At 47.7% G+C, this 26,694-nt stretch carries 24 protein-coding genes and 1 pseudogene; 12 read left to right on the forward strand and 13 right to left on the reverse strand.

Annotation, left to right across the window (positions count from 1 at the left end; genetic code table 11):
* The coding region (locus Q0R17_RS12330) for a transposase (RefSeq protein ID WP_293935598.1) at positions 1-285 on the forward strand (285 nt) is incomplete at its 5' end.
* Entirely contained in the window at positions 282-536 is a 255-nt protein-coding gene (locus Q0R17_RS20095) for a hypothetical protein (protein WP_374759873.1), read from the forward strand. The genes Q0R17_RS12330 and Q0R17_RS20095, both read left to right, overlap by 4 nt.
* Before the next feature lie 259 nt (positions 537-795).
* Here Q0R17_RS20095 and Q0R17_RS12335 read toward each other — a convergent pair whose 3' ends face one another.
* From Q0R17_RS12335 to Q0R17_RS12345, 3 genes are read right to left on the reverse strand one after another with little or no spacing between them, the layout of a single operon-like run.
* Positions 796-1,461, reverse strand: coding sequence for a LysE family translocator (locus Q0R17_RS12335; protein WP_293935599.1), 666 nt, complete (start codon positions 1,459-1,461; stop codon positions 796-798).
* A 17-nt stretch (positions 1,462-1,478) separates the two neighbouring features.
* Positions 1,479-2,336: a sugar phosphate isomerase/epimerase family protein gene (locus tag Q0R17_RS12340; protein ID WP_293935600.1), complete on the reverse strand. Its 858-nt coding sequence runs from the start codon at positions 2,334-2,336 to the stop codon at positions 1,479-1,481.
* A 19-nt stretch (positions 2,337-2,355) separates the two neighbouring features.
* On the reverse strand, positions 2,356-2,520 hold the full coding sequence (locus Q0R17_RS12345; RefSeq protein WP_293935601.1) for a rubredoxin: 165 nt from the start codon (positions 2,518-2,520) through the stop codon (positions 2,356-2,358).
* A gap of 210 nt (positions 2,521-2,730) precedes the next feature.
* On the opposite strand from Q0R17_RS12345, the gene Q0R17_RS12350 reads away from it, so the two are divergent.
* Positions 2,731-4,143 carry a PLP-dependent aminotransferase family protein gene (locus Q0R17_RS12350; protein ID WP_293935602.1) on the forward strand — a complete coding sequence of 471 codons (1,413 nt, stop codon included), beginning with the start codon at positions 2,731-2,733 and terminating at the stop codon, positions 4,141-4,143.
* A 211-nt stretch (positions 4,144-4,354) separates the two neighbouring features.
* Here the strand turns inward: Q0R17_RS12350 and Q0R17_RS12355 are convergent, their stop codons facing one another.
* A complete protein-coding gene (locus Q0R17_RS12355) occupies positions 4,355-4,708 on the reverse strand; it encodes a hypothetical protein (protein ID WP_293935603.1) in 354 nt (117 codons plus the stop codon).
* A 3-nt stretch (positions 4,709-4,711) separates the two neighbouring features.
* Positions 4,712-5,164 (reverse strand): hypothetical protein, encoded by a 453-nt coding sequence (locus Q0R17_RS12360; RefSeq protein ID WP_293935604.1) that lies wholly within the window; start codon positions 5,162-5,164, stop codon positions 4,712-4,714.
* Positions 5,165-5,791: 627 nt separating this feature from the next.
* Between Q0R17_RS12360 and Q0R17_RS12365 the strand changes: the two genes are divergently transcribed.
* Positions 5,792-7,213 carry an alpha/beta fold hydrolase gene (locus Q0R17_RS12365; RefSeq protein ID WP_293935605.1) on the forward strand — a complete coding sequence of 474 codons (1,422 nt, stop codon included), beginning with the start codon at positions 5,792-5,794 and terminating at the stop codon, positions 7,211-7,213.
* 246 nt (positions 7,214-7,459) lie between these two features.
* Here Q0R17_RS12365 and Q0R17_RS12370 read toward each other — a convergent pair whose 3' ends face one another.
* A complete protein-coding gene (locus tag Q0R17_RS12370; protein ID WP_293935606.1) occupies positions 7,460-8,752 on the reverse strand; it encodes a glycosyltransferase family 4 protein in 1,293 nt (430 codons plus the stop codon).
* A gap of 83 nt (positions 8,753-8,835) precedes the next feature.
* Between Q0R17_RS12370 and Q0R17_RS20100 the strand changes: the two are divergent.
* From Q0R17_RS20100 to Q0R17_RS12395, 6 genes and pseudogenes are all read left to right on the forward strand, one after another.
* Positions 8,836-9,060: pseudogene (locus tag Q0R17_RS20100) on the forward strand (HD domain-containing protein); the annotation flags it as partial.
* A gap of 279 nt (positions 9,061-9,339) precedes the next feature.
* Positions 9,340-10,740 carry a sensor histidine kinase KdpD gene (locus Q0R17_RS12375; protein ID WP_293935607.1) on the forward strand — a complete coding sequence of 467 codons (1,401 nt, stop codon included), beginning with the start codon at positions 9,340-9,342 and terminating at the stop codon, positions 10,738-10,740.
* Positions 10,737-11,219, forward strand: a complete 483-nt coding sequence (locus tag Q0R17_RS12380; RefSeq protein WP_293935608.1) for a hypothetical protein — start codon at positions 10,737-10,739, stop codon at positions 11,217-11,219. The genes Q0R17_RS12375 and Q0R17_RS12380 overlap by 4 nt, the downstream gene beginning before the upstream one ends.
* Positions 11,216-12,568, forward strand: coding sequence for a sigma 54-interacting transcriptional regulator (locus tag Q0R17_RS12385; RefSeq protein ID WP_293935609.1), 1,353 nt, complete (start codon positions 11,216-11,218; stop codon positions 12,566-12,568). Before Q0R17_RS12380 ends, Q0R17_RS12385 begins: the two co-directional genes overlap by 4 nt.
* A gap of 359 nt (positions 12,569-12,927) precedes the next feature.
* Positions 12,928-13,317: a hypothetical protein gene (locus Q0R17_RS12390; protein ID WP_293935610.1), complete on the forward strand. Its 390-nt coding sequence runs from the start codon at positions 12,928-12,930 to the stop codon at positions 13,315-13,317.
* A 341-nt stretch (positions 13,318-13,658) separates the two neighbouring features.
* On the forward strand, positions 13,659-13,946 hold the full coding sequence (locus Q0R17_RS12395) for a hypothetical protein (protein WP_293935611.1): 288 nt from the start codon (positions 13,659-13,661) through the stop codon (positions 13,944-13,946).
* Between the two features lie 101 nt (positions 13,947-14,047).
* Here Q0R17_RS12395 and Q0R17_RS12400 read toward each other — a convergent pair whose 3' ends face one another.
* Positions 14,048-14,965, reverse strand: a complete 918-nt coding sequence (locus Q0R17_RS12400) for a hypothetical protein (protein ID WP_293935612.1) — start codon at positions 14,963-14,965, stop codon at positions 14,048-14,050.
* 431 nt (positions 14,966-15,396) lie between these two features.
* On the opposite strand from Q0R17_RS12400, the gene Q0R17_RS12405 reads away from it, so the two are divergent.
* Positions 15,397-15,780 carry a DUF2809 domain-containing protein gene (locus Q0R17_RS12405; protein ID WP_293935613.1) on the forward strand — a complete coding sequence of 128 codons (384 nt, stop codon included), beginning with the start codon at positions 15,397-15,399 and terminating at the stop codon, positions 15,778-15,780.
* Between the two features lie 37 nt (positions 15,781-15,817).
* On the opposite strand, the gene Q0R17_RS12410 is transcribed toward Q0R17_RS12405, so the two are convergent.
* Positions 15,818-18,496, reverse strand: coding sequence for a hypothetical protein (locus tag Q0R17_RS12410; RefSeq protein ID WP_293935614.1), 2,679 nt, complete (start codon positions 18,494-18,496; stop codon positions 15,818-15,820).
* A gap of 432 nt (positions 18,497-18,928) precedes the next feature.
* Here Q0R17_RS12410 and Q0R17_RS12415 point away from each other — a divergent pair, with 432 nt between their 5' ends.
* Complete coding sequence (locus Q0R17_RS12415) at positions 18,929-19,486, forward strand: hypothetical protein (protein WP_293935615.1); 558 nt, start codon at positions 18,929-18,931, stop codon at positions 19,484-19,486.
* Positions 19,487-19,672: 186 nt separating this feature from the next.
* On the opposite strand, the gene malG is transcribed toward Q0R17_RS12415, so the two are convergent.
* From malG to Q0R17_RS12440, 5 genes are all read right to left on the reverse strand, one after another.
* Positions 19,673-20,563 carry a maltose ABC transporter permease MalG gene (gene malG / locus Q0R17_RS12420; protein ID WP_293935616.1) on the reverse strand — a complete coding sequence of 297 codons (891 nt, stop codon included), beginning with the start codon at positions 20,561-20,563 and terminating at the stop codon, positions 19,673-19,675.
* Entirely contained in the window at positions 20,563-22,089 is a 1,527-nt protein-coding gene (gene malF, locus Q0R17_RS12425) for a maltose ABC transporter permease MalF (RefSeq protein WP_293935617.1), read from the reverse strand. The genes malG and malF overlap by 1 nt, the downstream gene beginning before the upstream one ends.
* 320 nt (positions 22,090-22,409) lie before the next feature.
* The gene (gene malE / locus Q0R17_RS12430) at positions 22,410-23,609 is read right to left on the reverse strand and encodes a maltose/maltodextrin ABC transporter substrate-binding protein MalE (RefSeq protein ID WP_293935618.1); all 1,200 of its coding nucleotides are present in this window, start codon (positions 23,607-23,609) and stop codon (positions 22,410-22,412) included.
* A 267-nt stretch (positions 23,610-23,876) separates the two neighbouring features.
* Positions 23,877-24,986 carry an ABC transporter ATP-binding protein gene (locus Q0R17_RS12435; protein WP_293935619.1) on the reverse strand — a complete coding sequence of 370 codons (1,110 nt, stop codon included), beginning with the start codon at positions 24,984-24,986 and terminating at the stop codon, positions 23,877-23,879.
* Between the two features lie 3 nt (positions 24,987-24,989).
* Positions 24,990-26,606 (reverse strand): alpha-glucosidase family protein, encoded by a 1,617-nt coding sequence (locus Q0R17_RS12440; RefSeq protein ID WP_293935620.1) that lies wholly within the window; start codon positions 26,604-26,606, stop codon positions 24,990-24,992.
* Between the last annotated feature and the right edge of the window lie 88 nt (positions 26,607-26,694).

The raw sequence follows: 26,694 nt of genomic DNA on the forward strand, positions 1-26,694 counted from the left end.
GAGTACGCCAAAACCAAAGTCCCATGCCTTGTTGTTTTGGATAATGCATCGATTCATCACAGTGCTGAATTCAAAGCTCAAATTGATGGCTGGATGGCTCAGGGAATATGCTTGCATTACCTGCCAACGTACAGTCCAGAATTGAACCTAATTGAAATTTTATGGAGAAAAATAAAGTATGAATGGATGCCCATGTCTGCTTACAAAACGTATAGCTCATTGACATTATCTGTAAAAAACATTATCAGTTTATTTGGTACAAAATATAAGATAATTTTTGCATAGCTACTTACGATGATAAAGACCAGCTGATTAGCATTACCGATCCGCTGGGCAATATCTGGCTGCGCGAATACGACGATAAAGGCAATCTACTTAAAGAAATCGATCCTAAGCAATACGTCACCCGTTACAGCTACAACGCGCAAGGCCTGCCTACCGCGATTAAAGACGCCAAAGGTGGCACAAAAAAACTGGCTTATTTGCCCAACGGCCAGCTTTACCAATTGCTCCCCGATAAAAACATTCGGGGATGACGCTTAGCCCTATAGGAAAGCTCCCCTATTGATTTTATTACCTACAAACCCGGCACTCTTGATTTCTCAGAGATTCCATAGGGCGGCTATTTCAAGGCAAACCTTAAGTTGACAGGACTGGGGATTAACCTAGCACCCATGACATAAGAGCAAGGCGGCAGGAATAAAGAATCGGCAGCAAGCGAGCAAAGGGTAAACAAGATTCCCACCATGATATGCGAATTGACAGCCTATATGAGCTGGAGGGTGGATTGGGATTTTATGCCAGAAAGCTACGAGAGAGCATTACCGCTACGGCAAGGAGTAAAACGGCACTGGTTTTATGCAATAGAGATTGCCTAGAAGGCTGATCAAGTAGTGGCTTAATCCGCTGACCAAAATAACAATAGCTGCAACCACTGGCAAATTGAAGAATAAGAAATGTGATTCCTAAAATAGAAATATCTATCATTTGGTGTTCTTTTTGTGCTGAAAATTGAGGGAAAACAGCCGTAAACATCAGGATTGTTTTGGGATTAGACATTCCTGTCAGCATCCCTTTGCTAAATAAATCTTTGAAGTTTTTAAGATCAATATGGATATTTATTTGTATTTCTTTGCTGGTCCATTGCTTGTAAGCCAGATAAATAATATAGCTGATGCCTGTGAGTTGAATGGTGTGAGTTAGCAGCGGGTAATCTTTAATTATTTCTGAAAGGCCTACAGCAAAAATAATGATTGAAATTAAATAAGCAAGACTTGCACCCATTTGCGCTGGGAACGCACTTCTCAAGCCACTTTTTAGACCAAGGCTAAGCAAGAAAATGGTCATTGGCCCCGGGCTGAATGTCATCGTAAGACAAAAAATAACAAAATAGCTAAAATTCTCTAGGGTTAATCCTGTTGTCATTGTCTTTTGTTCCGAGTGTGTGTATTTGCGAGGCAAAAATACTGCCTCTTTCCTTATGCTAGCGCTACATCCTGAATAGCTTGATGTAAGTTTATTAATTCTTGTAGGCCTTGTTCTGTAGATTGATTCCTTGTTTCAAATGCAACAAGGCCACTCCATTGGGTCTGGTGTATAGCTAAAATTAGCTCAGCATAATCAATAGATCCATCACTAATTCCTAAATGCTGGTCTTGTATGCCATTGTTATTACTAAAAGAAATCCCTTTTAACCTTTTGTGATATTTTATAATCACATCTGCTGGTTTCCCTTCTCCGATGTGAGCATGTCCAATATCTAAAAAAAGATATACGTTTGTATAGTTATTCAGATTTCTAAGAACAAAGTCATACTCTTCAGCGCAAGTGAATATGTAGTGGAAAGGCCGGTAGTTTTTGTAGTTCGAAAGATTTTCTAAATAAATATCTACGTTTTTTGTCTTTGCGTAGTCAGCAAGCTCAATAATTGATTTAAGGTAGTTTTCTAATGCAATTTTTTTTGCCTGAATAACTGTTTTTGGTTCAACAATACAGCCGCCGTGAATAATTAACGGTGCATTTAATTGGCTTGCAATATCAATTTCTTTTTTTGTATAAGCCACTGCTGCTGCGCGAAAATCTTCAACATCGCTGGCGAGTGGTGCTTTGAAGTTTCCATGAAATAGTGGCTGAATTCTTGTTGAGAGGATAAGTTCTTTTAAAATTGAAATACGTGTTTCATTCCAGTCGCTGACCATTTCTCCAATAAGACTTCCATCAATATACCAGTGGCTGCATCCCGTTTCATAGGCTGTTTTTATTCCTTTCTCTGCAGTTAAATATTTTTGGTGTGCAATGCCATTGCAAAATGGTAGTTCTTTATTAATTTTGTTCATATGGTGTTTTGTTCTTTATTTATATTTCAGTAAGTATGAAGTCTGATTTTCCCATTCCGCAGTCAGGGCATGTCCATGATTCAGGAATCTCTTGCCATGATGTGCCTGGCTCTATTCCTTCGTCTGGGATGCCTTCTTTTTCGGAATATATAAATCCACAGATAATGCACATATATGTTTTCATTTTTTATTGCGGAGTTTCCTTAACTTTCGTTTTAGAAAATAAATGGGAAATGGTGTTTACGCGGTGTTTTTTTACTGAGTACTAACTGATACTTCTTCCTGACGTGTGATTTAGCCAGTGTAGTTTGAATAACAAGGGCCATACAGCTTAAGTAATGATTTAACCGACCTTGCTTTACCGGTAAAATAAGCGGCAAACAAAGAGAGTTCCATGACATTTCCTGCTATTCATTTTCAAAAAGGGACTTCTAAAGTCCGGCAAATTATTGAGGTTTTATCTGCGTCAATAGAGAGCGGCGTGTTGCCTGCGGGTAGCAAATTACCCTCAGTCAGAGAATTAACTTTGCTCTTGGGCGTGGGTAAATTTACGGTCATTGATGCTCTAGATCGCTTACGTGCGCGAAATTTACTGATATCCAGGCAAGGCAAGGGATATTTTGTGGTAGCGCAAAGCCCTCAGGCGATTTATCCGCCGCAGGCTGATTTATTGCCCCAAGATTTGATTAGCGTGCTACGCCGTTCCTTATTGGTGGATAACGGTGAGCTGCGCCCCGGCTGCGGCCATTTACCTGAATCATGGCTGGATACCAATGCGTTTCGCCAAGCGATGCGCGCCACTGTTCGCTCCCCATTGCTACGTGTCTCTGCTTACGGCAGCCCCGCCGGATATTCGCCTTTGCGCAAAGCATTGCAAAAAAAACTCTCTGAGCAAGGAATGCCGGTGCATTTGGAGCAGATTGTGACCACATCAAATACGGTGCAGGGCATTGATATGCTGCTGCGCTTATTGCTCCGCCAGGGGGATACGGTGCTGCTTGATGATCCCTGCTATTTTAATTTTCATGCCAATTTAGCTTTGCATGGCGCTCAGGTCGTGACAGTGGAGCGGGGAGCAGAGGGGCCTGATTTTGAGCGTTTTCAAGCTGTGCTGGCCAAGCACAGGCCCAGCGTTTATTTAAGCTGTGGATTGCTGCATAACCCAACTGGGCATTCATTTACGCCTGCCCAGGCTTTCCGACTTTTACAATTATGCAAAGAGTATGGCTGCCATATTATTGAAGATGATTTATATGGAGACTTGCACAGCAATCCTCCCCCCAGACTGGCCGCATTGGCAGGAGCAGAGCATGTGAGTTATTTGTCGGGATTTTCTAAGATTTTAAGTGCCAATACACGAGTGAGTTATGTGATTGCTGCACCGCAATTAGCTGCAAAATTAAGCCACCTTAAGTTAATGAGCGGTGGTGGCACTTCAGAGTTATTAGAGCAATTGCTGTGCCGTATGCTTAATGAAGGCAGCTATGGCAAACATCGCAAAAGGATTGCTGATCGTTTACTTGAGTCCGGCGGGCGAGTCTCTGCGTGGTTAAAGCGAGCGGGATGCACCCTGCCCTTTCCTTTTACCGGAGGGATGTTTATTTGGGCGAAGTTACCTGCAGGTGTGAATAGTGAAATGCTGGCGAGGGAAGGAATGAAGCAAGGCTTATTGCTCGCTCCAGGGGGGCTGTTTAGTCGTCAGCCGCAGACAGAGCAATATATGCGATTTAATGTTGCATTTAGTGACGATGAATTTGTTGAGCACGCGTTTAGTGCTTTGTTAAAGCCATGTTTATTGAGTGTATAGGGAGGCGGATTTAACGAGTAAATGCAACGGCGATGTCGGTCACAGAACGGGAGAAATGAGCTACATTTCTTAAAATTGGCTCCGTACTTAATTTTAATTATGCGTGATTATTCAACAGAGTTAGGCTCGATTGATTTTAGTTAATAAAATCAATCGAGTCCCCCATCTCTTTCTTCTTCACTATTTATGAAATAAACCGCTCAGATTATTATCAATACCAAATACGGATATAATTTTTAGTGTTACTTGCATCATATACAATTTCCTGAATGGCAAGGCGCTCGCCATTTGAATCCCTAAACCAATAAAACTGCATTTCTCGAGTCGCCGTCTTATCCACGGTTGGCAGGCTTTGCCCCGAGGCTAATTGATTGATATCGTTAGATGATAAGGTTTCTTCAGTTGTATTGCCGTTTCTAATCCGCGCCCCACCATTTGTATCAAATTCCAACACTCTTCTGCTGCCCTCTTCCGAGCAAGTGCCCCGCTCGTAACGCTTACTCAGTAATTTTTTGCCCACAAACATACTACTGTTGTATTGGCGGTTGGCGGTTGGCGGCGGCATTAATCAAGAAATGCTGCTGATAGGGGCACATAAAGAAATAAAATCCATTGCCGGATTGGCTATATTTGCGGGCCCGTTGCCAATATTTGCGCGTGATTTTTGATCGGCATAGAGCAAATAATTCATACGATTGCCACTGATTTGCTCAGAACCGCCGGTAAAGTTTTCCCCATCCAAATTCCACGGGCGGCCTGCGGTAAAGATAAAGCCCAAGCTGCCTTGCTTGGCTTGGAAATAGCGTTTTTGCCCGTCTAGGACAACTTCTCCATTGCTGCTTTTCACTGAAATAGGTGTCGCATTACTTCTGGTATCGGGCTTATAGGCTTGGTATTTACTTGGCCCATTCCAAGGTTCAGGAGTAGGCGTAGTTGAATCATCAAATAGGCCACCTCCCCCGCAAGCGGTTAGTAAAGCAGCACTTGTAACCGCTGCCGCTTTAGAAAAAGAAATGGCCATGATCTTTATTACCTTTTAAATAATTTGTTGTGCTGCCTAAGCGTACCCAGCATAGGGAGTAGAAAAACATTTCTACTCCATCAAGCATCGCGTGGCTTAATAAAATAACGCCATATGCAAATGTATTTTTTTATGCATGAAGCGATGCGGGTATAAGCCCAATCAAATACACATTGGCAAAAAGAATTGGATGTTTATAAAAAATTGAAGTTTAAACCATATGACTTTTTACCAAAAAAACATCACTCATTTATTTTCTAGCGGCGTTTTCTTTGAGGGGGAATTACCGCATTAAAGCATATTGCAACGCCTACATTTCGCCATCTAACTACGTTGCATATGAATAATTATCCATAAATATCATATAGATGCAGCATTCATCTTTTAAGCTGCGTCCTGCCGTATTTAACAATTTTGGTTTTTCTAGCGACTTTCCCCCTATTGCGATTTAAATTTACTCTTACCTTAGTCTTTCATCTCAAGACGGCGTGCTGATGCAGGTAAATAAATTACACACCTTATGTTCTTTGTAAGTAAAATAATAACTATCCATTGTTTTTGCTTTGAAAGCGTTAAGCATGCGCACACATCCTTACAATCATCTCGCCCTGAGATCAAAGCAAACCTATGCTGAAATACGCGGCCTACTTTTTATTTGTTTGTGTAATCATTAAACCATTACATGCTGAAACCGCGTTTCTTTCAGGCGAACCGACAGAGATTTCAGCCCCTGCGGGATATCCGCCAGATTGGCGCTACCATATGCAAGATTCGCCGTTTTTTAATGGCAAAGTATTTGTGCTACAAGCGGGGCAAGCACAGCAGCCAAGCGTTGTTCTTGTGCACGGGCTGGGTAGCCGCGCCAGCCGCGATTGGCTCACACAAATCCCAAGGCTCGCCCGTGATTACCATGTATTGGCTTTTGATTTACCTGGCTTTGGCCTATCGGGGAACAATGTAGAGCGCTTATCCCCCGCTCATTATGGTCAGCTGATTAACGCATTGATTGAGCAATACACCCAAAATGGGCCGGTGATTTTAATCGGCCATTCTTTAGGTGGGGCCATTAGCTTGCGCTATGCCCATGATTACCCTGATAAAGTCAGACGATTAGTGCTGGTTGATGCTGCGGGCATTTTGCAAAGAACGGTTTATCTTGATTACCTCAGCAAACTCAATTTTGAGCTGGCTGAAAGTAATTTACCCAATATGCTAATTAATTTTGCCACCCGAAAAGTAAATCAGCTGCGCTCTAGCCTTATCGAAACTGCAGACGATGTTTTGCCCGATCCCACTCCCCTATTAAAAATCCCCTCAGTAAGAGAGCAACTTTTTAAAGATTTGCACACCTTTAATGCTGCATTGTCTTTGCTGGATGAAGACTTTAACCAAACCATCAGTCAAACCTACACACCTACTGATATTTTTTGGGGGAAAAACGATCTTGTAGCCCCCTTACGCACAGCCTATCTATTGGCTGGGCGCATGCCCGAAACACGTCTCACCCTATTTGATACAGGCCATGTGCCGATGGTAGAGCGGCCAGAAGAATTTGCTGAACGATTACAGCAAATACTCACCACGCCTATCCCTACTAAAATCACTACTGTGCCCATTAATAGCCGCCGCGTCCATTTGTGTAATAAAACAAATAATCTACGTTTAAGCGGAGATTACGATAGGATTATTTTAAATGACTGTAAGCAGATGCAGCTCATTAATATCAATGCTAAATATTTAGAAATAAACGATTCTAGCGTCTGGATGGATAATGTACAGATTAGCAATCCAGAGGCCGCTATGATTAGTAATCGCTCCAGTATTACTGCCACCAATAGCTATATAAAGGGCCAGCCCGCGCTTTCTATCGATTCTAGCCAAGTGGATTTTGCTGGCGTATCTATCAACAGCTCAAGCATTCCTATCCAGACACGCGGGCGTAGTAAGTTTTATTTTTCTGTAAGCGATCAAAGCAAAGGTAATGTTCAGCGATTGCTACACCAAAGAATAACAATCAGCGCAAAGGACTATCAAGAGCTACTGAAATGAAATCCATTTCAAGGAAAAACGCTTTTCTATAGATATGACTTAAAAATAACAACGCTGGCAAATCACCATTTGCCATTAAATTAAATCATCACTTCTTTGCTCGCTTATTTCTCAACATAAGTTTTCTTGCATTCTAGATTGGCTAACCAAGTGTCATCCCTGAGAATTTTTACCAGCGATCCAGTAGTACCACTGGATTACCGCCTGCAAGGAAATGCCGAGCAAGATGGGCATAATATTGGCAATTTATTGCGAAGCACTTAACACCTCAGCAAAGCAGGCCTCATGCGCCGGAATCAATACCGACCAGTCAAACTCCTGTTTGGCGCGTGCAAGGCCGCTTTCAATGAGACGCTGGCGTAATACGGGATCATGGTAAATGCGCTGAAATTGCTGCAAAAAATCAGCCGCATTATCACTTTCAAATAATAAGCCATTATCTTCATGGCGCACCACGCTAGGGATTCCACCCGAGCGGCTGGCGATCAGTGGAATACCAGCAGCGTTGGCTTCGCACAAGACGCGCCCCATTGTTTCGGCGTCCTGAAAGCCGCTGATTTGCTGGGTGGTGACTCGGCTGGCCAGCACAAAATAATCTGCCGCCGCGTAATAGCGCTGAATCTCTGCCTGTGGCACGCGGCCTAAAAAGATCACCGCCTTCGCGCAGCCCAATGCACTAAGTTGGGCCTTACAGCGGCGTAGCTCCCGCCCATCGCCAACGATCAATAACTGCAATCCGGGCGCAATCTGGCGCAGCGCCAAGACTTGCCCCAGCAAAAAATCAAGGCCTTTCTTCGCTACCAAACGGCAGGCAGTAAGCAAGATCGGCACCTCAGCGCTTAGCCCCAATTCAGCACGTGTGCTCAACCTGAGGGTTAAGTTTGGCTGAAATCGCTGGCTATCGACGCCACCACTTAAAATTTGCACTCGCTGGGCTTTCACGCCGCTTGCTTGCAATAAATCACGGGTGTATGCGCTATTGGCCAGAATTCGTTGATGTGCACAGGCGCTGTGTTGCATCAGCTTGAGCCGTTGCCGCCTTAGCAGCGCCTCCAACCACTCCGGTGAATTCCAACGCCGATACCAACGATGTAGAGATTTTTCTAGGCTAGGATGGCTAAGCCAACGGCTAGCAAATCGAAACGGATACGCAATCCAAGGGCGCTGCACATCATTGCCAACCGAGCGGCAAATCACGGGCAACTTTAGCATTGCGCCCAAGCCGCCGTAATACACATTCGAGGCGTAGATCAATTCGGCATGATCCTGTGCAATGCGCTTGGAGAGCAAATCCAAATTAGCCCAAAAACCAATACGGCTTAATACGCGGCGCACTGGATAGCCACAATCACGGTCAAAATCCGCCGCAGCATAACTCAAAGCAGGATCATCACAGCGATAGGTGTAAACACAAATGCGATAGCCTGCGGCCTGCAAAGCACTCGCCAAAAATTCGGCATGCGTTTGCATCCCACCAAAGCTGGGCGGAAACTCAGTTAAAATCAAGGCAATATTGCGAGGCAATGCGGCACAAGTCATTCGATAAAGTCCAATCAATTTAACATCAAGGAGAATGATTCTGCTTTAGATAGAAAGTATTGGGTGTATAGCCTGCCGCGCAAAATCAAAAGTTTCTTTGCCTATGGCATGAGTTTGAGACCAGAACCACGGCAGAAGCAAACTATGCTGCTGCCTTGGATAATTTACAGCCCATACTCAACCATTTATTGGCAATCTGCAGCAAACCCCAATCAGCAAAAGCCAAGTCATTGCAAAAAAAGAGTTTATTATGCAAATCGCCCCCGAGCTTGGGGAACTGGCCTTGCAGCTCATCGATGAATCGGTAGCAAAAGGCCTCTTTTTAGATCAATAATCTCTTTCCCTTTTTTTAACCTAAAACGCAAAACCACTCGCCACCTTAGTGACTTATTTTATGTGGAAATAAGCTGCTCTCCCATGCTAATAGCCACCACATTTATGCATATTGCTGAGCCCCCGTCCCTTGGTGAATTCAAGATCAGTTTGCGCTGAGTATTGTTGCCAAACTAAGCCCGCCAATTTATTACTTTGATTTGGCGTGCTTTACCAAGGAGGATAGCCCTTCTTTCTTGCTCTATTGCTGACCCATGCTGCGCTATTTTTCCTTCCGTACCCTGCTGATGATTGGCTTTGCCTTAGTGGCGTTGATGCCTTCGGCGGCTTTGGTGCAGCTTCGCTATGATTTGGCCGAGCTCACCATTAAGGCGCAACAGCAGCAGGTTTTAGCCAAAGATTGGTCGAATGCAGCACAGCATAGCCAAGAGCAAGCTTTATATTTAGAGCGTGCTAGCCGGCAATTATTAATTTTGCCCGAAGACACATTTTTAAATGCCGCTCGTAGCGCCAAGGTCCAGCTGCTTATGGCGCAAGAGGTGTTGCAGCAGAGCAAAAACCCTTTAATCGGGCAAAGTAGCGAAAACATCCACCAACTACTTAACCAGCCAGGCCCGCGCTTAAAAAAGCCCCAGCTCAACCAACTTTTTTCACAGCTAGATAAAGAGTTAAAAGAGCAGAAGCGCTTAATTGAGCAGCAATTAGCCCAGCAAAGCCAGCAGTGGCTAGAGCAGGTTGGCCGTAAGCAAAAGCAGGCCGATCTACTAGCAGTTCTATCGCCGATTGCCGCGCTTACCTTGGCGCTCTTGATGGCGGTACTGTTTAGTTGGCCAATCGTGCAGCTTAAACGGCAGATTACTCTGCTGGCACAGGGGCAACGTGGCCAAAGCTGGCATATGGCTGGCCCAGCAGATTTGCAAGGCTTAGCCAAATCGTTAGCTGAGCTGGATTTACGCTTGGTACAGCTAGAGGCGCAAAAAGCGCAGTTTTTTCGCCATGTATCTCATGAATTAAAAACCCCACTTGCGGTAATTCATGAGGCCTCCTCTTTATTACAAGAGGAAGTGTTAGGTAGCTTAAATAGCCAGCAAAAAGAAATCAGTAGCATGGTACAAAGCAATGTTCACACCTTACGCCAGCGTGTGGATGCACTCTTGGCCCACGATGCAGGGCGTTGGCTCTCTGCCGAGCTAGAAATCCGCCCCTTAGTACTTAAAGCGTTTTTAGCCCAGCGCCTACAGCAGTGGCGCTTATTACTCGAAAAAAAATCGCTAAGCGTTAAGCAATCCGGCCAAGAGCCGTTTGGCTATGCTGATCACGCCAAGCTAGGGATTATCCTCGACAACCTACTACTGAATGCCATCCGCTTTAGCCCGCCACAGGGTGAGCTACTGATTCGCTACGGCCGGGATCACTCACTAAGCTGGCTAGAAATTGAAGACCAAGGCCCAGGCGTGGCCAAGCAAGATGCAGAAGCTATTTTTGAGCCCTTTCACTGTGGCGCAGCGCCAGCTGGCGAGAGCGCCGGATCGGGCATTGGCCTTACCATGGCCAGAAGCTTTGCCCAATTAATGCAAGGTGATGTTGAACTTATACCCTGCCCAAGCGGTGCATGCTTTCGCTTGCACTGGCAGTTAGCACAAGGCAAACCATGAAATTCACTCTAAAACCGTTGGCTCTTGCAGCGCTTATGTTGAGCGCCTGCGTCAGCCTCCCACCACCCGCCCCAATACCTGTACCTGCTGCTGCTCCCCCTACTACACCAAGCCCTGATATTCCTGCATGCAGCTTGGCAGCGGGCCTCAGCCAATTCAGCGCCCCAAATACCGGCAGCACCTGCGCTAGCGATCGCTTGCTCAATCTAGCGCAGCAAATGATGAATAACCATAGTGATATCAACCGCGTACAAGGCCAGCTCGATGCCCTGCTTGCGCAAGATCTGGATTCCGCCAACCGCAGCTTTGCCCTTATTTTAGCCAGCCAATTAAACGAGCGAAAACGGCTAAATGGCTTGCTAGATAAGCAAATCGCCGCCACCAAAGAGCAGCAAAAGCGCGCCAATGATTTGGCCGCCAAGCTAGATGCTTTAAAAGAAATGGAAAAAGAACTATTAGCGAGAGGTAAAAAACCATGAGCGCTAAAATCTTACTGGTAGACGATGATCCAGATCTCTTGCGGCTCGTCTCCATCCGGCTGATTGCCGCAGGCTTTGAAGTGATCGCGGTAGAGAGCGCCGAAGAAGCCTTAAATGCGCTGGCCGTACAACGCGCCGATTTAATGCTGAGCGATTGGAAGCTGCCCGGCATGGATGGCATGGCCTTGTTTGAAGAAGCCCGCCGCCGCTACCCTGCCTTACCGGTAATTATGCTGACGGCTCACGGCACTGTTCCCGATGCGATTGAGGCCATCAGCCACGGCATGTTTGCTTACTTAATCAAGCCTTTTGACGGCAAAGCCCTGCTGGATAAAGTAAACCAGGCGCTGCTATTAAGTAGCCCACCCAATCCGCTAAAGCACGATGTCGACGATTGGCGCTCAGGCTTTATCAGCTGCAGCCCCGTAATGGACGAGCTACTCGCCGAAGCGCGCTTAGTGGCGGTAACCGATGCCAGCGTGCTGATTCGCGGCGAAAGTGGCACCGGTAAAGAGGTATTGGCCCAAGCCATTCACCGCGCCAGCTTACGCGCGGCCAAGCCTTTTATCGCCGTAAATTGCGGGGCGATTCCCGATAATTTATTAGAAAGCGAATTATTCGGCCATGAAAAAGGCGCATTTACTGGTGCCAGCCAAAAGCAAAATGGCTTATTTGTAGAGGCCGATGGCGGGACAATTTTTTTAGATGAAATTGGCGATATGCCCTTGCCATTACAAGTTAAATTACTGCGGGTGCTGCAAGAGCGCGAAATTCGCCCCGTTGGCGCAGGGCGTGCCATCCCTGTGAATGTGCGGGTGCTTTCCGCCACCCACCGCGATTTACCCTCCTTACTGCAAGATGGCTCGTTTAGAGAAGATCTATTTTACCGACTGAATGTGGTGTCGCTCGCCCTGCCCGCACTGATCGAGCGGCGCGAAGATATCCCACTGCTCGCCCGCCACTTTTTAGCCCAAGTAGTAGAGCGTTACGCCAAAACCGATTGCCACTTTGCCGCCGATGCGCTTAGTTTTTTAAGCACCGCAAACTGGCCGGGCAATATTCGCCAGCTATCTAATCTGGTTGAGCAATGCTGCGTGCTAGCTACCGGCCCCATGATTACGCTAGCCCAAGTACAAAAAGCCATGCTTAACGACGCTGCCGCCATCCAGCCGCTGGCAGAAGCCAAACGGCTCTTTGAGCGTGATTATCTAGAGCGCTTATTACGCCTTACCGGAGGCAATGTCAGTGATTGCGCCCGCCTTGCCGATCGCAACCGCACCGAATTTTATCGCCTCCTACAAAAACACGATCTTGCCCCTGCCGCCTTTAAGGCGGGTCTTGCACCATAAACAAAGCTTGGCTCTAAATCCTGCTGCAGCTGAATTCCTAAAGCCCAACTAAGCCCGCCTTAGATGGGCTTTTTGCTAGTGGATTAACCCTTAAAGCCTTGAATTACCAACGATACGCTGCCCTCAAGCCAAATCGTCGTGTTTTAGCAACAATATATATCCATATAAATCAATCACTTACAAAAGCCACAGTATTAACGTCGCTAATTAGCGACATCCATCACGCCCACACTGAAGCACAAAAACGCTAACTTATTGAATATAAACAAATAAACGAACTGGCACGGTGTTTGCTACATGGTAGTCAAGCCCAACGAGAAATCGTTAAATCTAGACTTACCCTCCAAAGGAAACACACCATGAAAAAGAATCTTCTCATCGCCGCCCTATTTGCTACTTGCGCCGCTACTGCTGTTTGGGCTAATTCAACAGACGCTTCTGCGCCTGCTGGTTTACGTGCTACCCCAGCCGATGCTTCTGAGCCAGCTGGTTTACGTGCCGATGCAAATGATGCTTCAGTTCCAACCAGCCTACGTGCCGATGCCAACGATGCTTCAGTTCCAACTAGCCTGCGTGCCGATGCCAACGATGCGTCGGTGCCAACTAGCCTGCGTGCTGATGCAACAACGGATGCCTCTGCACCATCTAGCCTGCGTGCTGATGCAACCACGGATGCCTCTGCACCATCTAGCCTGCGTGCCGATGCAACAACGGATGCCTCTGCACCAGCGAGCGCTCGTATTGTTTAATCGCTTCACTGCCCATAAAAAAACCACGAATGCGTTCGTGGTTTTTTTATGGGTGAAACTCAGCAAATAGATAAAAGACGGTGACGACTCTATTAATAGTGCTTTATTTCCTTTTGATCATCGTCGCTCATTAACTACAAATTATTTTCAAAGAAATCAATGGCTTATATAAAACAGTGTTTTTCTGTCGTGCAGCCCAGACAAAGCAATTCTAGTGCGGAGCACCATTAAATCATAAGTCATTGAATACATTGATAATATCAAACTGGCACAGCACTTGCTACTAATGAAGTATCAGTGAGAAATCATTGATTGGTTTTCTACTCAGAAGGAAGTGCTCTATGAAAAAATATCTATTGATTGCATCCATGATTGCCAGCTTTGCAGCTACTGCTGCTTGGGCAGATATCTCCAAGTGGGCTGATTACAGCGCGTTTAACAAAACCTCAGAAATGCACGCTGATGCGCGTACCCCGCCAGCCTCAGATATGAGAATCGACTCCCCAGAATATCCAAACCCTGATCAAGCATCTGCTCCTAGCCGCAGAATGCCGCCTCCTGATACAGCGCAAAATGGATCACCCAACGAAACACCTGACACATCACCCGAAGATGGCATGCAATATTAAACCCATCACTAAACCTAAAAAACCACGAATCTTTCGTGGTTTTTTTAGGTTAAAAAAATGAGCATAAATCGTTTAGCTGCTTTTATCTCTAGCAGAAGCAGCTAAAGCCCCTGAATTAAACCATACTCCACGCCACTGATCTGCCCCACCGTCACCAGCATAGCGCGGGAGGTAATCACATCCGCCTGAGTTGTTAAAGGCGCCACAGACGATGCCCCCACAGCAGAGCCCGCAACATGCTCCGCCGTACCAAATAAATTAGCCCGCACACAAATATCTGCATCAAAGCCCATCACCACAATGGTGGCAAAGCCCGTAACAAAGGTATTAAACGCCGCATGCACACCCCCCATATGCCTAGCCCCAAGCTCAATTACCAGCATATTGGCGCAAAGATTAAATTCTGCCTGTAAATCTGGGCACAGCGGCGCAGCACCAATATTCAGCGCACAAACGCCCCCATTGCGATACTCGATAGCCGTCAAAACTGATTTCATATGATCGACCACCCGCATTCCATCTACTCGCTCATAAATACCATTTGGCGTACCGGTTAAATGAATCATCACCACGCCCACAGCCCCTGCCGTGGTGTAAATAAAATCCTCAACACTCAAAGGATTGGGCGCCCCTTCCCACTGGCACACTGGGTGGATGCGATGGGTCTGGTTATACATCCCTGGCCCTAATGGATTAAATGCCACAGGCATGGCCGCTTGGGTATAACGCACCGCTCTTGCTCTTTGCGCATACAGCGGCACCCATTGGGCCCGTGGCACTGGGTACATTCGCTGTAAGTAATGCAGGGCTTTTTTATACTTATTCGCTTTATTAACATACACAGCATCGGGTAGACCTCTGATGCGTACGATTTCGGCTACCACCTGTAAGGTAGTGCCTGCCGGATCATTTAACACAGCCACCAAGGGCGCAAGCGAGCTAGTGCGAAACCGTGAATAGCTGGTGTTTACAGCGCGTACAAATTGCATAAACGTCACTACATGAGCAAAAACAGCCATATTCAAACCCCGCAGAATAAAACTTAATTGCGCTCATCTTAGTTATAAAAAGTAATAAACAAGTTAAATACCCATGCCACGAAGGTAAATACACTTCAAAAAACAACAGCTTTGTATAAATAATGAGCCACCCTATAAGGCCAGCTCCTTTGAAGCTTTAGAGACATTCTTAAGCCTCATCGCCACCGCCAGTTATATCGTGATTGACGAGATAGCGGCCAGTAACTGCGGCAGGCAAATAGCAAGCTTTTCATCAGAGAGAAAGTCTAAGCACCTGAAATGCCCGTACTTGCACCGGCTATTAACATTTAATTCACAGTCAAGAATAAAATATGCGTATTTAAGGCAATCCACAACGCTAAAAGGCAGACAAGCCCAAACAATTAATGAATACTGGCGGCCTCCCGCTATTGCATAAACAAGAGAAATCCATGCGCAGCCGCCCGCTCTATTACTTGATTGCCCTACTTATTTTATTCACAGAAATAGCTATCGCCAAAGGCATCGTTGGCAATACGTTTATCCGTGGCAGCGTGGGGGATATGTTGGTGATTGTGCTGATTTATGCCCTAATGCGTGCCAATAGCATCCAGCCTAAAATTAGCATGGTATTAGCGTGCTTGATCGGCTTTATTGTAGAAAGCCTGCAATATATTCATTTAGTGGATTTACTTGGCCTACAAAAAGGCAGCGTACTCGCTATTGCGATTGGCAATACTTTTAGCCCAAGTGATTTGCTGATGTATTGTATTGGCGGAATACTGGCTTTTAGTCTTGATCAAGGACTGATTATTTCACGCGTTCAACCTAGCTAATGCACAACAGAGTAAGTTGCGCATCAACTCAATCATCCTAAGCCAAGGCCAGCTGTAAAAAATGACAAGCTGGCTCTGGCTCGCCAGCATGGCTTAAATCATGCGCGAGGCAAATTTCGATGAGGTTGGGGGCAATGGCGCGGGAGTAGACTTTTTGCCCTTCACTGCTTTCAGGAAAATCGATACGTTTATAGCGTAAATCGGGGTCGCTCCTGTCCATGCGCTGATCGGTGCGAGCACGGGGGGAATGGGTATAGGCCAAATTAAAGACCCCATCTAGTGGCCGCCCTACTTCGTGCCACCGGCCATAAGGGCCATGCGCGGGCAGGCAGGGATCGAACTCACCATTCAGTAGCTTGCCTACAGAGAATAAAAATGGCGCGTCGTCTTTTAATAAAGAACGATTAATCACCTTTAGGGTTTCTCCAGGGCATAGCCGCAGCAACCCCAATGCCACGCCTGTTTTGGCGGTAGGCCGCCATGGGTTGCTTGGGTCGGCCAGTAATGGCGGGTGAACGGAGATTTCTAGCTGCTCAAACGCCATAATCGCGCCAATCAGTGAGCCCTCCAAGCCAAACAACTCTAGCACCCAAGGCGAGCGGCAGGCATTGCCCGCTAATAACACATCCACCGCCTTGGGCAAGCCGCCGTGGCTTTTAAATGCGTCTTGCATGGCGGCAAAAAAAGCAATCGCACCGCGCTCAATCCGGCTACGTAGATAATCCCGTAATGCATGCTGCGGAATCTGAAACGCCACCTCTACTTTTTGCCCATCCCGATCCAGCAGCGGCATTTTGCATACATCGCCCTGCTCCAAGCCTTCTAAATTGCCCGTTTCGCAAAAAGAGCGCAAACGCCCCATCAGTACAATGCTATTGGTCAGCGCAGAGCGGGTTTTCTCCAAAAACATATCCGATCCGGCAAAGTCTTCTGCATCCTGCGGCAATAAAAAAGCAATTTTATGCGCACGGCACTGCGGCAGATTATGCCGAAAAGTAAGGTAGGCAAGGTTTTCCAGCAATTGCTCACCCCCCAACATCCTATCCCCCGATGCGCCAAAGTGCTCGATCACCTCTTCCCAACCTGCTTCCTGCTCGCTGGCATCCGGCAGGCGGTAATAGCCAAAATCAAAATCGGTGGTGCCTCCACCAAAATCAAATACCGCAAACGCCCGCCCCATTCCATGCGCAACTGGTGACAATTGCAGTGCTTTCAGAGCACAGGCGGCGTAGGCGGCGGGCTCGGAGCCACGCTCTTCTACTCTAAATTGCGCCATATGCGGGCCATGCACCAGACACTCTGGTAGGCTGCGCTGCAAACCATGCCGGAAGGCATTTAAGATGTTTTCCTTAGTGCTATGCGGAAAACTCACCGGAAAAGTCATGTAATAGCGCAGAAAAACCCCACGTTGTCGCCAATTAATAAACATACCCAAAAACCAAGCGTACAGCTCTATTGGATTAAAATCCGCATAAACATCCTCCACTTTTTTGGCTGGATAGCGATTAAAAGGCGGCAAAATACGCTCTTCTTGGTGGATTTGATCGCTAATCCGCGTAGGAAAATCATCCAGTGCCCATTGCTTCATACGGCTAAAAATACTGGCGATACGTTTAGGATCGCTATGGTTTTCGCGCAGATGATCACGGGCTTCATGGGCGCAATGAATATCTCGCCAATCCACCAAAGGGCGGTACACCTCGGAGGTCCACGCCGCCATCAGCGCCTGCCAATCCATGATTTCTAACACCGTGGGGTTTTCATAATCACTGGCCTGCGGCTGCTCCCATAAATTGCTTTCGCCAATGCGTAGCAAACGGTCTTGCGCCCCTTCCCGAAACGCCACCACGGTGCTGCTGGTACCAAAATCAATCGCCACATTGGCGTCGCGAATATCCAGCTCTGGGTTACGCGAGCGGATCAGCCCATCATTGATCAGGGCAATTTTTTTATGACTGGCCATATTGGGCACGGGCCATAGCTCCCACAAGCCTTTGGCCGCGTCAGAAAAAGTGCTGCTATCAATATCAGGCAAGCGGGTGCTGATGTAATCTAGCTTGCGCAATAACGCTGGCCAATCTGTCGCATTAATATCTAGGGCATGAAAACCATCGTTTTCTGCCGAGGCAAGCGAGCGCCATCTTTTCCACGCCGTAAGCGCCGCATCAAACTTGCTAGATTTAGGAAAGCGCGCATTGCTGGTCCACGCCCCCAGCCAGCTCCAGCCCAGCTCAAACAAGCCTTGCGGATAGCTGCTCGGCCAATCAGCGCAAAGCGTATCGTCCACGGCAATCATATTGGCCACGCCATCTGGGCCCATAAATTCATCAGGCTGATCCAGATACAAGCAGCCCTTATCGTGCAACCAAAGCGGACAATCAAACCAATTGTATTCTTCGCGTAGCGGAAAGCCTGGCGCGTAGACAATATCGATCAGCTCCGTGCGTGTAGGTAAGCGCCAATTGGCCAGACCAGCCCACTCTAGCTGGCGCACCTTGCTATGCGCCCGTGTTAAATCTAACGCACTTGGCGTGTGTAGTTCTTGCCAAATTAAGCCGGTTTGCGGATTAAGAATCACCCCTTCGCCATCGTACCTATACATAAACCAAGCGATTCCCGATTGACTAAATGCATGCCAAGCCTCACGCCGAGTTTGCAAATGGTGCAGATATAAAAGCTGACAAGCTTTAGCGTGCGAAAAGTGAAGCTGATCCATGCAATAAATCCCAATCAGGCTATAGCATCCAGCCTAGGCAATAATAAAGATGAATGGAGAGAAATTTACACAATATGGCATAAAAACATCAGCCCACTTAAATAACTTAAAGCCCTTACCCCTTTAGATCTCTATAAATTCAGGCTTCGCCTTTCAGGAGATAAATTACGCAGTGATTCAATCCAATTTGTAAGTTTTTAAAATAGCAAGGCGGCATATCCTAATAAATATGAATACACTCAATAATGTTGTTTTTTTTCTACTCTATTTTAGTTAACTAAAAATATGCCAATTAAATCACCTGGCCAATCCCTCCTTATTTTCAAAATAAATAAATAAATTACCTGACAGACACTCCAGTAATATGCTTTTATAACAATACATTCTTGCTTGCCCCTATATTTAATTGAAATACCTACTGGAGCTACCCATATGGCATTTACTTCGATTCAATATAATAGATTTAAGGATCACCCCAATCTGGAATGGCTACGTCGAAATGCCGCATCCAGCCGTGCAATTCATCAGAACACCATCAGAGCAAAAATTGAAGAGGCCATTCGATCTGCCTACCCAGATCGCGCCACCGAAGACAATATCCGCTGGGTAGCCCAAAAAGTAGATACACCCTGGGGAAGTCCGCATCGCCCCATTGAGCAATATTTAGGGCAGGTGCATCAGCAAGCGGTGGCCGAAATTGAAGGCAGCGACGCTCAAATGGCCCAAGCTGTTCGCATGGTTTTTAATAAAACAGCAGATGGCCGCTCGGCCCCAGGCACAAGCGGCATTAACCATATCCATGTAGGCGGCAATGCACAGCTTAATTTGCTCTTTGATTTAGCCAGCGCCACCATCCTTGGCGTTGTTAATGGCCATATGGATGGCCAGATGAAACCGGCAATTCGCACCGAAAGCATTAAAGTTGCCAGCCGCAAAGGCGGAGCAACGGTGCAGATGAAAGTATCGGGCAATGCCGTAAGCCAAGCCTAAGCAATAGAGGGGTGAAGTAACTCTATTTCACCCATCCACTCCAAACTATACCCAGAGCCATCTATAAGCACCGACATGCTGATTGCCAGCAAAGATTTTCCGCCTCAAGCGCGCCTTGGGCTCAGCTTAGTGCCATTGTTGAGCTGGCAACAAAGCCGCAGCAAGAAAAGCTGGCGCGCACCACCGCTACCCTTTTACCCCACCCGAAGTCAAACCAGACACCATCCAGCGTTGAGCAAAGAGAAAAAGCAGGCTGATCGGCAGGCCAGATAAAATGGCGGCGGCGGCAAAATCGCCCCATAAGTAATTCTGGGTGTAGAGATAGAGTTTGGAGCCAACCGCCAGCGTCATATTGTTTTGCTCGTGCAGCAGCACAGATGCCACGGGGTATTCGATAATGCCGCTGATAAAGGCCAGCAAAAACACCACAAATAAAATCGGCACGGCCATCGGCAACAGCACGTAGCGGAAGGATTGAAACGCAGTAGCACCATCCACTCTGGCGGCTTCTTCAATCTCTACCGGAATGGTGTCGAAATAGCCTTTAATCGTCCAAATATGCAGGGCAATACCCCCCGCATAAGCCAGCACTAAGCTGCCGTGAGTATCAATCCCCAGCCACGGCACATAATTGCCAATTTGATCAAAGATGGCATAAATCGCCACCAACGACAGCACGGCGGGGAACATCTGTAAGAGCAGCAAGGCATTCATGCCAAATACGCGGCCACGGAATTTAAGCCGAGCAAAAGCATAGGCGCAGCTGGTAGACAGCAGCAAGATCACCCCCGCGCTAATAAACGCCACCTTCACCGAGTTAAACAACCACAGCAGCACAGGAAATTGCGGCTTAACCAGCACACCATCGCCATCTAAATAGCTAAAGCCCAGCGCCAGCTTCCAGTGCTCTAAGCTAATGGCGTCTGGGATTAAGCTACCGGCCGCAAAATTTCCTGGCCGCAGCGAGATAGAAATAATCATAAAAAACGGAAATAAAATCAGCAGTAAAAAGGCGATCAGCGCAAGATGCGCGCCCAGTACTCGCCATTTATGTGAACGATCCAGCACCATAGCCATTATCGTTTCTCCTCTTGATTAACACGGGTCAGCTTTAAGTTAATCAAGGACAACACCGCCACCAGCGCAAAAATCACCGTAGAAATGGCCGCAGCTAGGCCAAAATTCTGCCCCGAATCCTGAAATGCCAAGCGATAGGTATAAGAAACCAAGATATCCGTAGTGCCAGCGGGCACTTTGCTATCGATAAAATCTGGGCGGCCATCGGTGAGCAAGCTAATCAGCACAAAGTTATTAAAGTTAAACGCAAAAGAAGCAATCAACAGCGGCATCATGGGTTTTAAAATCAGCGGCAGGGTAATTTTAAATAGATTAGTCAGCGGACCTGCACCATTGATGGCCGATGCTTCGTATAAATCGCTGGGGATGGATTTAATCAGCCCAGAGCACAGCAGCATAATGTAAGGATAACCCAGCCAAGTGTTTACAATTAAAATCATTGCCTTGGCATTAAACGGGTTGGAAAACCAAGCGGGCCGCAAGCCAAACAGACCGTTAAGCACCATATTGATTTCACCAAAGCTCTCATTAAATAAGCCACGAAATACCAAAATAGAAATAAACCCCGGCACGGCGTAAGGCAAAAACAGTAAGGTGCGGTACACCCCGCGAAAACGCAGCGCTTCCCAATTCAGCACCACCGCCAAAGCCATGCCCACCACAAAGGTAAACACCACGGTTAAAAAGGCAAACAACACCGTCCAGCCAAAGATTTTAAACATTGGCCCCTGGAAATCGTCGCTGGCAAAAATCCGCGTGAAATTACTAAAACCCACATTCACTTTAAAGCCCGGGGCAAGACTTTCACCTGAGGCTGTTTCGTAAAAGCCGGTTTTAAAGTTAGGCTTAATCAAGGAGTTATCTTGGGTATTACGCAAACTGCCATCGGCATTTTTTTGATATAAAAGCTGAGTGGGCGAAAACTGGCTGAGGCTGCTTAAGCGCCATTGTTTGGTCTCTGCGGGCAATGAAACACGCAACGCTTTTAATGCTGGCTGCTTGGCAATCACCGTTTTTAAGGACTCTTTCTCCGGCAAAACTTCATTGCCAACCGCTTGCAATTGCAGCTGCTGTGGCTTGTTGTCTTCTAACTTAACGGGTGGAGAAACCCAGCTCTGCCCTGCTTCATCGCTCAATTTAATCTGGTATTGCCCGCCAGCCTGATGCAGGGAAAACGCCATACCAGCGCCATCTGCGGTAGTGGTTTCGCTCAGCATATAAGCCGTTACGCGATCAAAACTCAGCAGATTGGTCGAGCTGTAATTAGTAAAGCCAATGCCCGCGGTATACACAGCGGGGAAAACAATAAACACCAGCACGGCCGCCACGCCCGGATAGAGATAACGGTAAGCGTAAGCTTTGGGCGACAAAAACACCCAAGCGCTCGCTGCCATCACCACCAATCCACCCACGGCACTGAGCGGATGGCCAGCTTGATAAACGCCCAATAGCAGCCACAAACCCGCCAAAAACAGCACCGCACCTAGCGAAGCCAACAGCCAGCGCATATTCAATCCGCCCATCATTTCTTCCTTCGGCGCAAAACCCCGCTACGCCCTTGCTATTAAACATTTCAAACATCGAATCATCTTAGGGCGAGTAATACCCGCCGTGTTTTATCGTTTTGCTAGATGCTGGTGCATACCAAAATCTGGTGGGTTTTAGCCACCTTACACAAGAGGCAGTTCATGCCATCGGATTAACGACCAAGAGCGCAAAATCTCGAACCACAGAGAGCACAGAGTTTCACAGAAAAAATCCAAAGGCATGTCTTAGGTTTCCTCTGTGGAGCTCTGTGTCCTCCTCTGTGGTTCATCAAAGCTAAGGAAAACGTCTTGCGACTGCCCTACTTACTGCTAATCCGTGCCGCCGCAGCATCCAAGCCCTGCTTAGGGGTTTGGCGGCCTTGGGTTACATTTTGCAATGCTGATTTTAATGAAGCCCAGAAGCGGCCCATCTCTGGGATATTCGGCATAGGCTGGCCCGCTTTGGCGGATTCCATCGAGGCTTTAATGGCCGGATCAGATTTCAGCTCGTTAAAGAACACTTTATTGGCAGGCACACCCAAGGGCACATCGGCATTAATGGTTTTAAGGCCTTGCACGGACAGCATATGGTTTTCTAAAAACTCTACCGCCAGCTCTTTATTCTTGGATGAGCGATTCAACATCGCGCCCAATACGCCCACAAATGGCGCGCCTGGCTTGCCGTTAATGGTGGGGATGGGTGCAACCGCCCAATTGATTTTGCTCTTTTTCAGATTATCCCAAGCCCATGGGCCATTGATCATCATGGCGATTTTGCCCTGATTCACACCGGCTTCCATATCGGCATAGGTAGCGCTTTTTGGCATCACGCCGGTTTTAATCATTTTATTAATGGTTTCTAAGCCCGCAATCGCACCGGCATTGTTGACGCCCACATCTTTCGCATCGTAAGACCCATCGCCCTTAGGCTTAAAGGCATACGCACCGCCTGCTGCCAGCAAGGGCCAGCTAAAATAAGGCTCGCCGTAATCCCACAGAATGGCTTTTTTGCCCTGCGCGGCCAGTTTTTTATCCAGCGCCATCACATCATCAAAACTCTTAGGCGGCACAGGCACGAGGTCTTTGTTGTAAATCAGCGCCAGCGCTTCAATCGCGATCGGATAGCCCCATTGCTTACCATTTACGGTAAAGGCTTTCCAAGCCAGCGGATCGATCTCGGCCTGCACTTTTTTGGATGGCGTAATCGGGCTAAGCAAGCCTGCCGTCATCCATTCCCCCAGGCGATCATGCGGCCAGATCCAGATATCCGGGCCTTTGCCTGCAGCGGCCGCTTGCTGAAATTTAGAAGGTGCATCTTCCGGATGCTCCACCACCACCTCTACCCCAGTGGCCTTGGTAAACGCTGCACCCACCTGCTCGATACCCTTATAGCCTTTATCGCCATTCACCCAAATCACCAGCTTATCCGCAGCAAACGCGGGGCCAGCAAAGGAAATCGCAATCGCTACTGCGATGGAAGAAACGGCAAACTTGCCAAATTGACGGCGTGTTGTATTCATAAACCCTCCAAAAAAACCGAGCAAAGCCCCCGCCGCAATCACACCGTGCGAAGGCGAAAAGAACCTGCAATTGTTAAAACAGCCAAGTGATTACCTGATTAGCGACTTAGCTCAGCTTGTTGAATCGTCATTCCCGCGAAGGCGGGAATCCAGCTCTGCCGTGCTCAACCTCTCTGGATCCCCGATAAAAACACTCGGGGATGACGATTTTCTTGTATTTAATATTTGAGATGATGTCTGCTGAGCGATCCAGCTAATCAGGAATGATTATTCGGCCAGTGGGTGAAGACGGCGCATTGCGCTGCCATCGGCTTTAAACAAAAACCCGTGCTCTGGCTTAAAGTGCAGCACGCTGCGCTCACCCTGTTTTGAGCTAAATAGCGCAGGCATACGGGCCACAAAGGTATCCCGCATACCGGGTACTTCTAAATACAACATCGATGCTTCACCCAGCTGCTCCAGCGCCAGCGTGGTGCCGCTCAACGCATTACTGCCTGCCGCCGCTGAGATTTTTAAATGCTCGGGGCGCACACCCAGTGTGACTTCGTCACCAATGTTTGCGCCTGCCGCATCCACCGTCACCGCAAGCTGGCTGCCATCTGCTAAAGCGACCGTCACGCGGCCTTCATCAATAGCGACGATCTTGGCGCTTAAAGTATTCATTTTTGGCGAGCCAATAAAACCCGCTACAAACAGATTATCTGGCTGGTAATACAGCTCAATCGGCGTACCCACCTGCTCTACCTGCCCAGCACGCAGCACCACAATGCGATCAGCCAGCGTCATCGCTTCGGTCTGATCGTGGGTAACATAAATCATGGTACTACCCAGCTCGCGGTGCAAACGGGCAATTTCGATCCGCATCTGCACCCGTAGCGACGCATCCAGATTAGACAGCGGCTCGTCAAACAAAAACACCTTGGGCTTTTGCACAATGGCGCGGCCAATCGCCACCCGCTGCCGCTGCCCGCCGGACATATCGCGCGGCTTACGGTGTAATAAAGGCTCGATTTGCAACACTTTGGCCACCCGCTCTACCAGCGGCGTGTATTCGGCTTTTTTCATGCCTGCCAGCTTCAGGCCAAAGGCGAGGTTTTCAAACACATCCATATGCGGGTACAGCGCATAGCTTTGAAACACCATAGAAATGCCGCGTTTTACCGGCGGCAGCTCGTTTACGCGCAGGCCATCGATACACATTTCGCCATCGGTGATGTCTTCTAAGCCTGCAATAGTGCGCAGCAAGGTCGATTTGCCGCAGCCCGATGGGCCAACAAACACAATAAACTCGCCATCTTTGATTTCTAAATCAATGCCATGCAGGGTGTATACCGATGAAAACGCTTTTTTAATGCCTTTTAATGAAACGGTTGCCATTGCTTACGCCTCTATACGGGCAATCAGCGCGCCCCAATGATCAAACTCAATCACACCTGATTTAATACTTGCGCCACTCAGGCCCGCATCGGCCAGTAGTGTGAGCTTGTCTTTACAAGGCAGCGATTGATGACTTTCAGATAAATTAAACACGCACAGCCAGCGCTCACCATTGAGGCTGCGGCTAAAAGCCAGTAGCGGCTCAGGTGCATCCACAAACTGAATGTCACCCTGCCAAAGCACGGCCTGCGCCTTACGCCAAGTAATAAAATGGCGATAAAAGTTTAAGGTAGATTCAGGATCACCCTCTTGCGTGCTGACGGCTAGCTGCTGATGTGATTCAGGCACCGGCAACCAAGGTGCGCCAGTACTAAAGCCAGCAGCGGCGGCATCATGCTGCCAAGGCATCGGGGTGCGGCAACCATCGCGGCCTTTAAACTCTGGCCACATGGCAATACCATAAGGATCTTGCAATAGCTCAAAGGGAATATCGGCCTCGGGCAAGCCCAGCTCGTCACCTTGCCACAGGCAGGCCGAGCCTCTGAAACACAGCAGCATCGCCAGCATGCTGCGCGAAAAGCGTGGATTATGGCTGTTCTTACCCCAGCGGCTCAGCACACGCATCACATCATGATTACCGATAGACCAGCAGCCCCAGCCATCGCCAATGCGTTTTTCAAGGTCTTCAATTTGCTTGCGGATATACGCCGCGCTAAAGTCTTTAGTCAGCAAATTAAAGCTATACGCCATATTCAGCTTATCGCCGCCGGTGGTGTACTCGGCCATCACTTTCAGGCTATCGTCATCCCCCACTTCACCCACGCTCATTGCGCAGTACTCATCCAGTAAGAGCCGCACGCGCTTTAGGAAAGCGATGTTTTCTGGCTGGGATTTATCATATACATGCGCTTGAAAGCCGTAAGGATTATCCGGACTAACCGTTTTGGTATCTTTACTTTTAGCGGGCGGATTATTACGCAGCTGGCGATCATGAAAATGGAAATTACACGCATCAAAACGGAAACCATCCACGCCACGCGCCAGCCAGAAACGAATCGCATCTAAAATGGCATCCTGCACGGCAGGGCAATGGAAATTTAAATCTGGCTGGCTACTTAAAAAATTATGCAAATAATATTGGCAACGGCGGGTATCCCATGTCCACGCGGGGCCCCCAAATACAGATAGCCAATTATTAGGCGCAGAGCCATCAGCCTTGGCATCGGCCCACACATACCAATCGGCTTTGTCGCCCTTGCGGCTTAAGCGGCTATTGGCAAACCATGTGTTTTGATCCGAGGTATGCGAGAGCACCTGATCGATCATCACTTTTAAGCCCAGCTCATGGGCTTTTGCTAGCACGGCATCAAAATCGGCCAATGTGCCAAACAGCGGATCAACCTGGCAATAATCGCTGACATCGTAGCCAAAATCTTTCATCGGCGATTTAAAAAACGGACTGATCCAGACCGCATCCACCCCCAGCGCGGCAATATAGGGCAATTTGCCGAGCAAGCCTTGCAAATCACCCACGCCATCGGCATTGGCATCTGCAAAGCTGCGTGGATAAACTTGATAGATGACTGCACCACGCCACCATTCACGATCTGTCTTGAGCATGACTCAATCCATTTTAAAATTCTGGGCATGGCCCAAAGGGGTTAAACACGCTAAATCAGCCTAAATATCATCTAAACAACTTGGGCCA

The sequence above is a fragment of the Iodobacter sp. genome, from assembly GCF_025352645.1.
GTDB lineage: Bacteria > Pseudomonadota > Gammaproteobacteria > Burkholderiales > Chitinibacteraceae > Iodobacter.

Coding starts and splice junctions, on each gene's coding strand:
- Q0R17_RS12390 (WP_293935610.1), top strand. CDS start 12,928: ATGAAAAAGAATCTTCTCATCGCCGCCCTATTTGCTACTTGCGCCGCT.
- Q0R17_RS12380 (WP_293935608.1), top strand. CDS start 10,737: ATGAAATTCACTCTAAAACCGTTGGCTCTTGCAGCGCTTATGTTGAGC.
- Q0R17_RS12375 (WP_293935607.1), top strand. CDS start 9,340: ATGCTGCGCTATTTTTCCTTCCGTACCCTGCTGATGATTGGCTTTGCC.
- Q0R17_RS12365 (WP_293935605.1), top strand. CDS start 5,792: ATGCTGAAATACGCGGCCTACTTTTTATTTGTTTGTGTAATCATTAAA.
- Q0R17_RS12370 (WP_293935606.1), bottom strand. CDS start 8,752: ATGACTTGTGCCGCATTGCCTCGCAATATTGCCTTGATTTTAACTGAG.
- Q0R17_RS12400 (WP_293935612.1), bottom strand. CDS start 14,965: ATGGCTGTTTTTGCTCATGTAGTGACGTTTATGCAATTTGTACGCGCT.
- Q0R17_RS12345 (WP_293935601.1), bottom strand. CDS start 2,520: ATGAAAACATATATGTGCATTATCTGTGGATTTATATATTCCGAAAAA.
- malG (WP_293935616.1), bottom strand. CDS start 20,563: ATGGCTATGGTGCTGGATCGTTCACATAAATGGCGAGTACTGGGCGCG.
- Q0R17_RS12410 (WP_293935614.1), bottom strand. CDS start 18,496: ATGGATCAGCTTCACTTTTCGCACGCTAAAGCTTGTCAGCTTTTATAT.
- Q0R17_RS12440 (WP_293935620.1), bottom strand. CDS start 26,606: ATGCTCAAGACAGATCGTGAATGGTGGCGTGGTGCAGTCATCTATCAA.
- Q0R17_RS12395 (WP_293935611.1), top strand. CDS start 13,659: ATGAAAAAATATCTATTGATTGCATCCATGATTGCCAGCTTTGCAGCT.
- Q0R17_RS12340 (WP_293935600.1), bottom strand. CDS start 2,336: ATGAACAAAATTAATAAAGAACTACCATTTTGCAATGGCATTGCACAC.
- Q0R17_RS12350 (WP_293935602.1), top strand. CDS start 2,731: ATGACATTTCCTGCTATTCATTTTCAAAAAGGGACTTCTAAAGTCCGG.
- Q0R17_RS12385 (WP_293935609.1), top strand. CDS start 11,216: ATGAGCGCTAAAATCTTACTGGTAGACGATGATCCAGATCTCTTGCGG.
- Q0R17_RS12355 (WP_293935603.1), bottom strand. CDS start 4,708: ATGCCGCCGCCAACCGCCAACCGCCAATACAACAGTAGTATGTTTGTG.
- malE (WP_293935618.1), bottom strand. CDS start 23,609: ATGAATACAACACGCCGTCAATTTGGCAAGTTTGCCGTTTCTTCCATC.
- Q0R17_RS12405 (WP_293935613.1), top strand. CDS start 15,397: ATGCGCAGCCGCCCGCTCTATTACTTGATTGCCCTACTTATTTTATTC.
- Q0R17_RS12415 (WP_293935615.1), top strand. CDS start 18,929: ATGGCATTTACTTCGATTCAATATAATAGATTTAAGGATCACCCCAAT.
- Q0R17_RS12360 (WP_293935604.1), bottom strand. CDS start 5,164: ATGGCCATTTCTTTTTCTAAAGCGGCAGCGGTTACAAGTGCTGCTTTA.
- malF (WP_293935617.1), bottom strand. CDS start 22,089: ATGATGGGCGGATTGAATATGCGCTGGCTGTTGGCTTCGCTAGGTGCG.
- Q0R17_RS12435 (WP_293935619.1), bottom strand. CDS start 24,986: ATGGCAACCGTTTCATTAAAAGGCATTAAAAAAGCGTTTTCATCGGTA.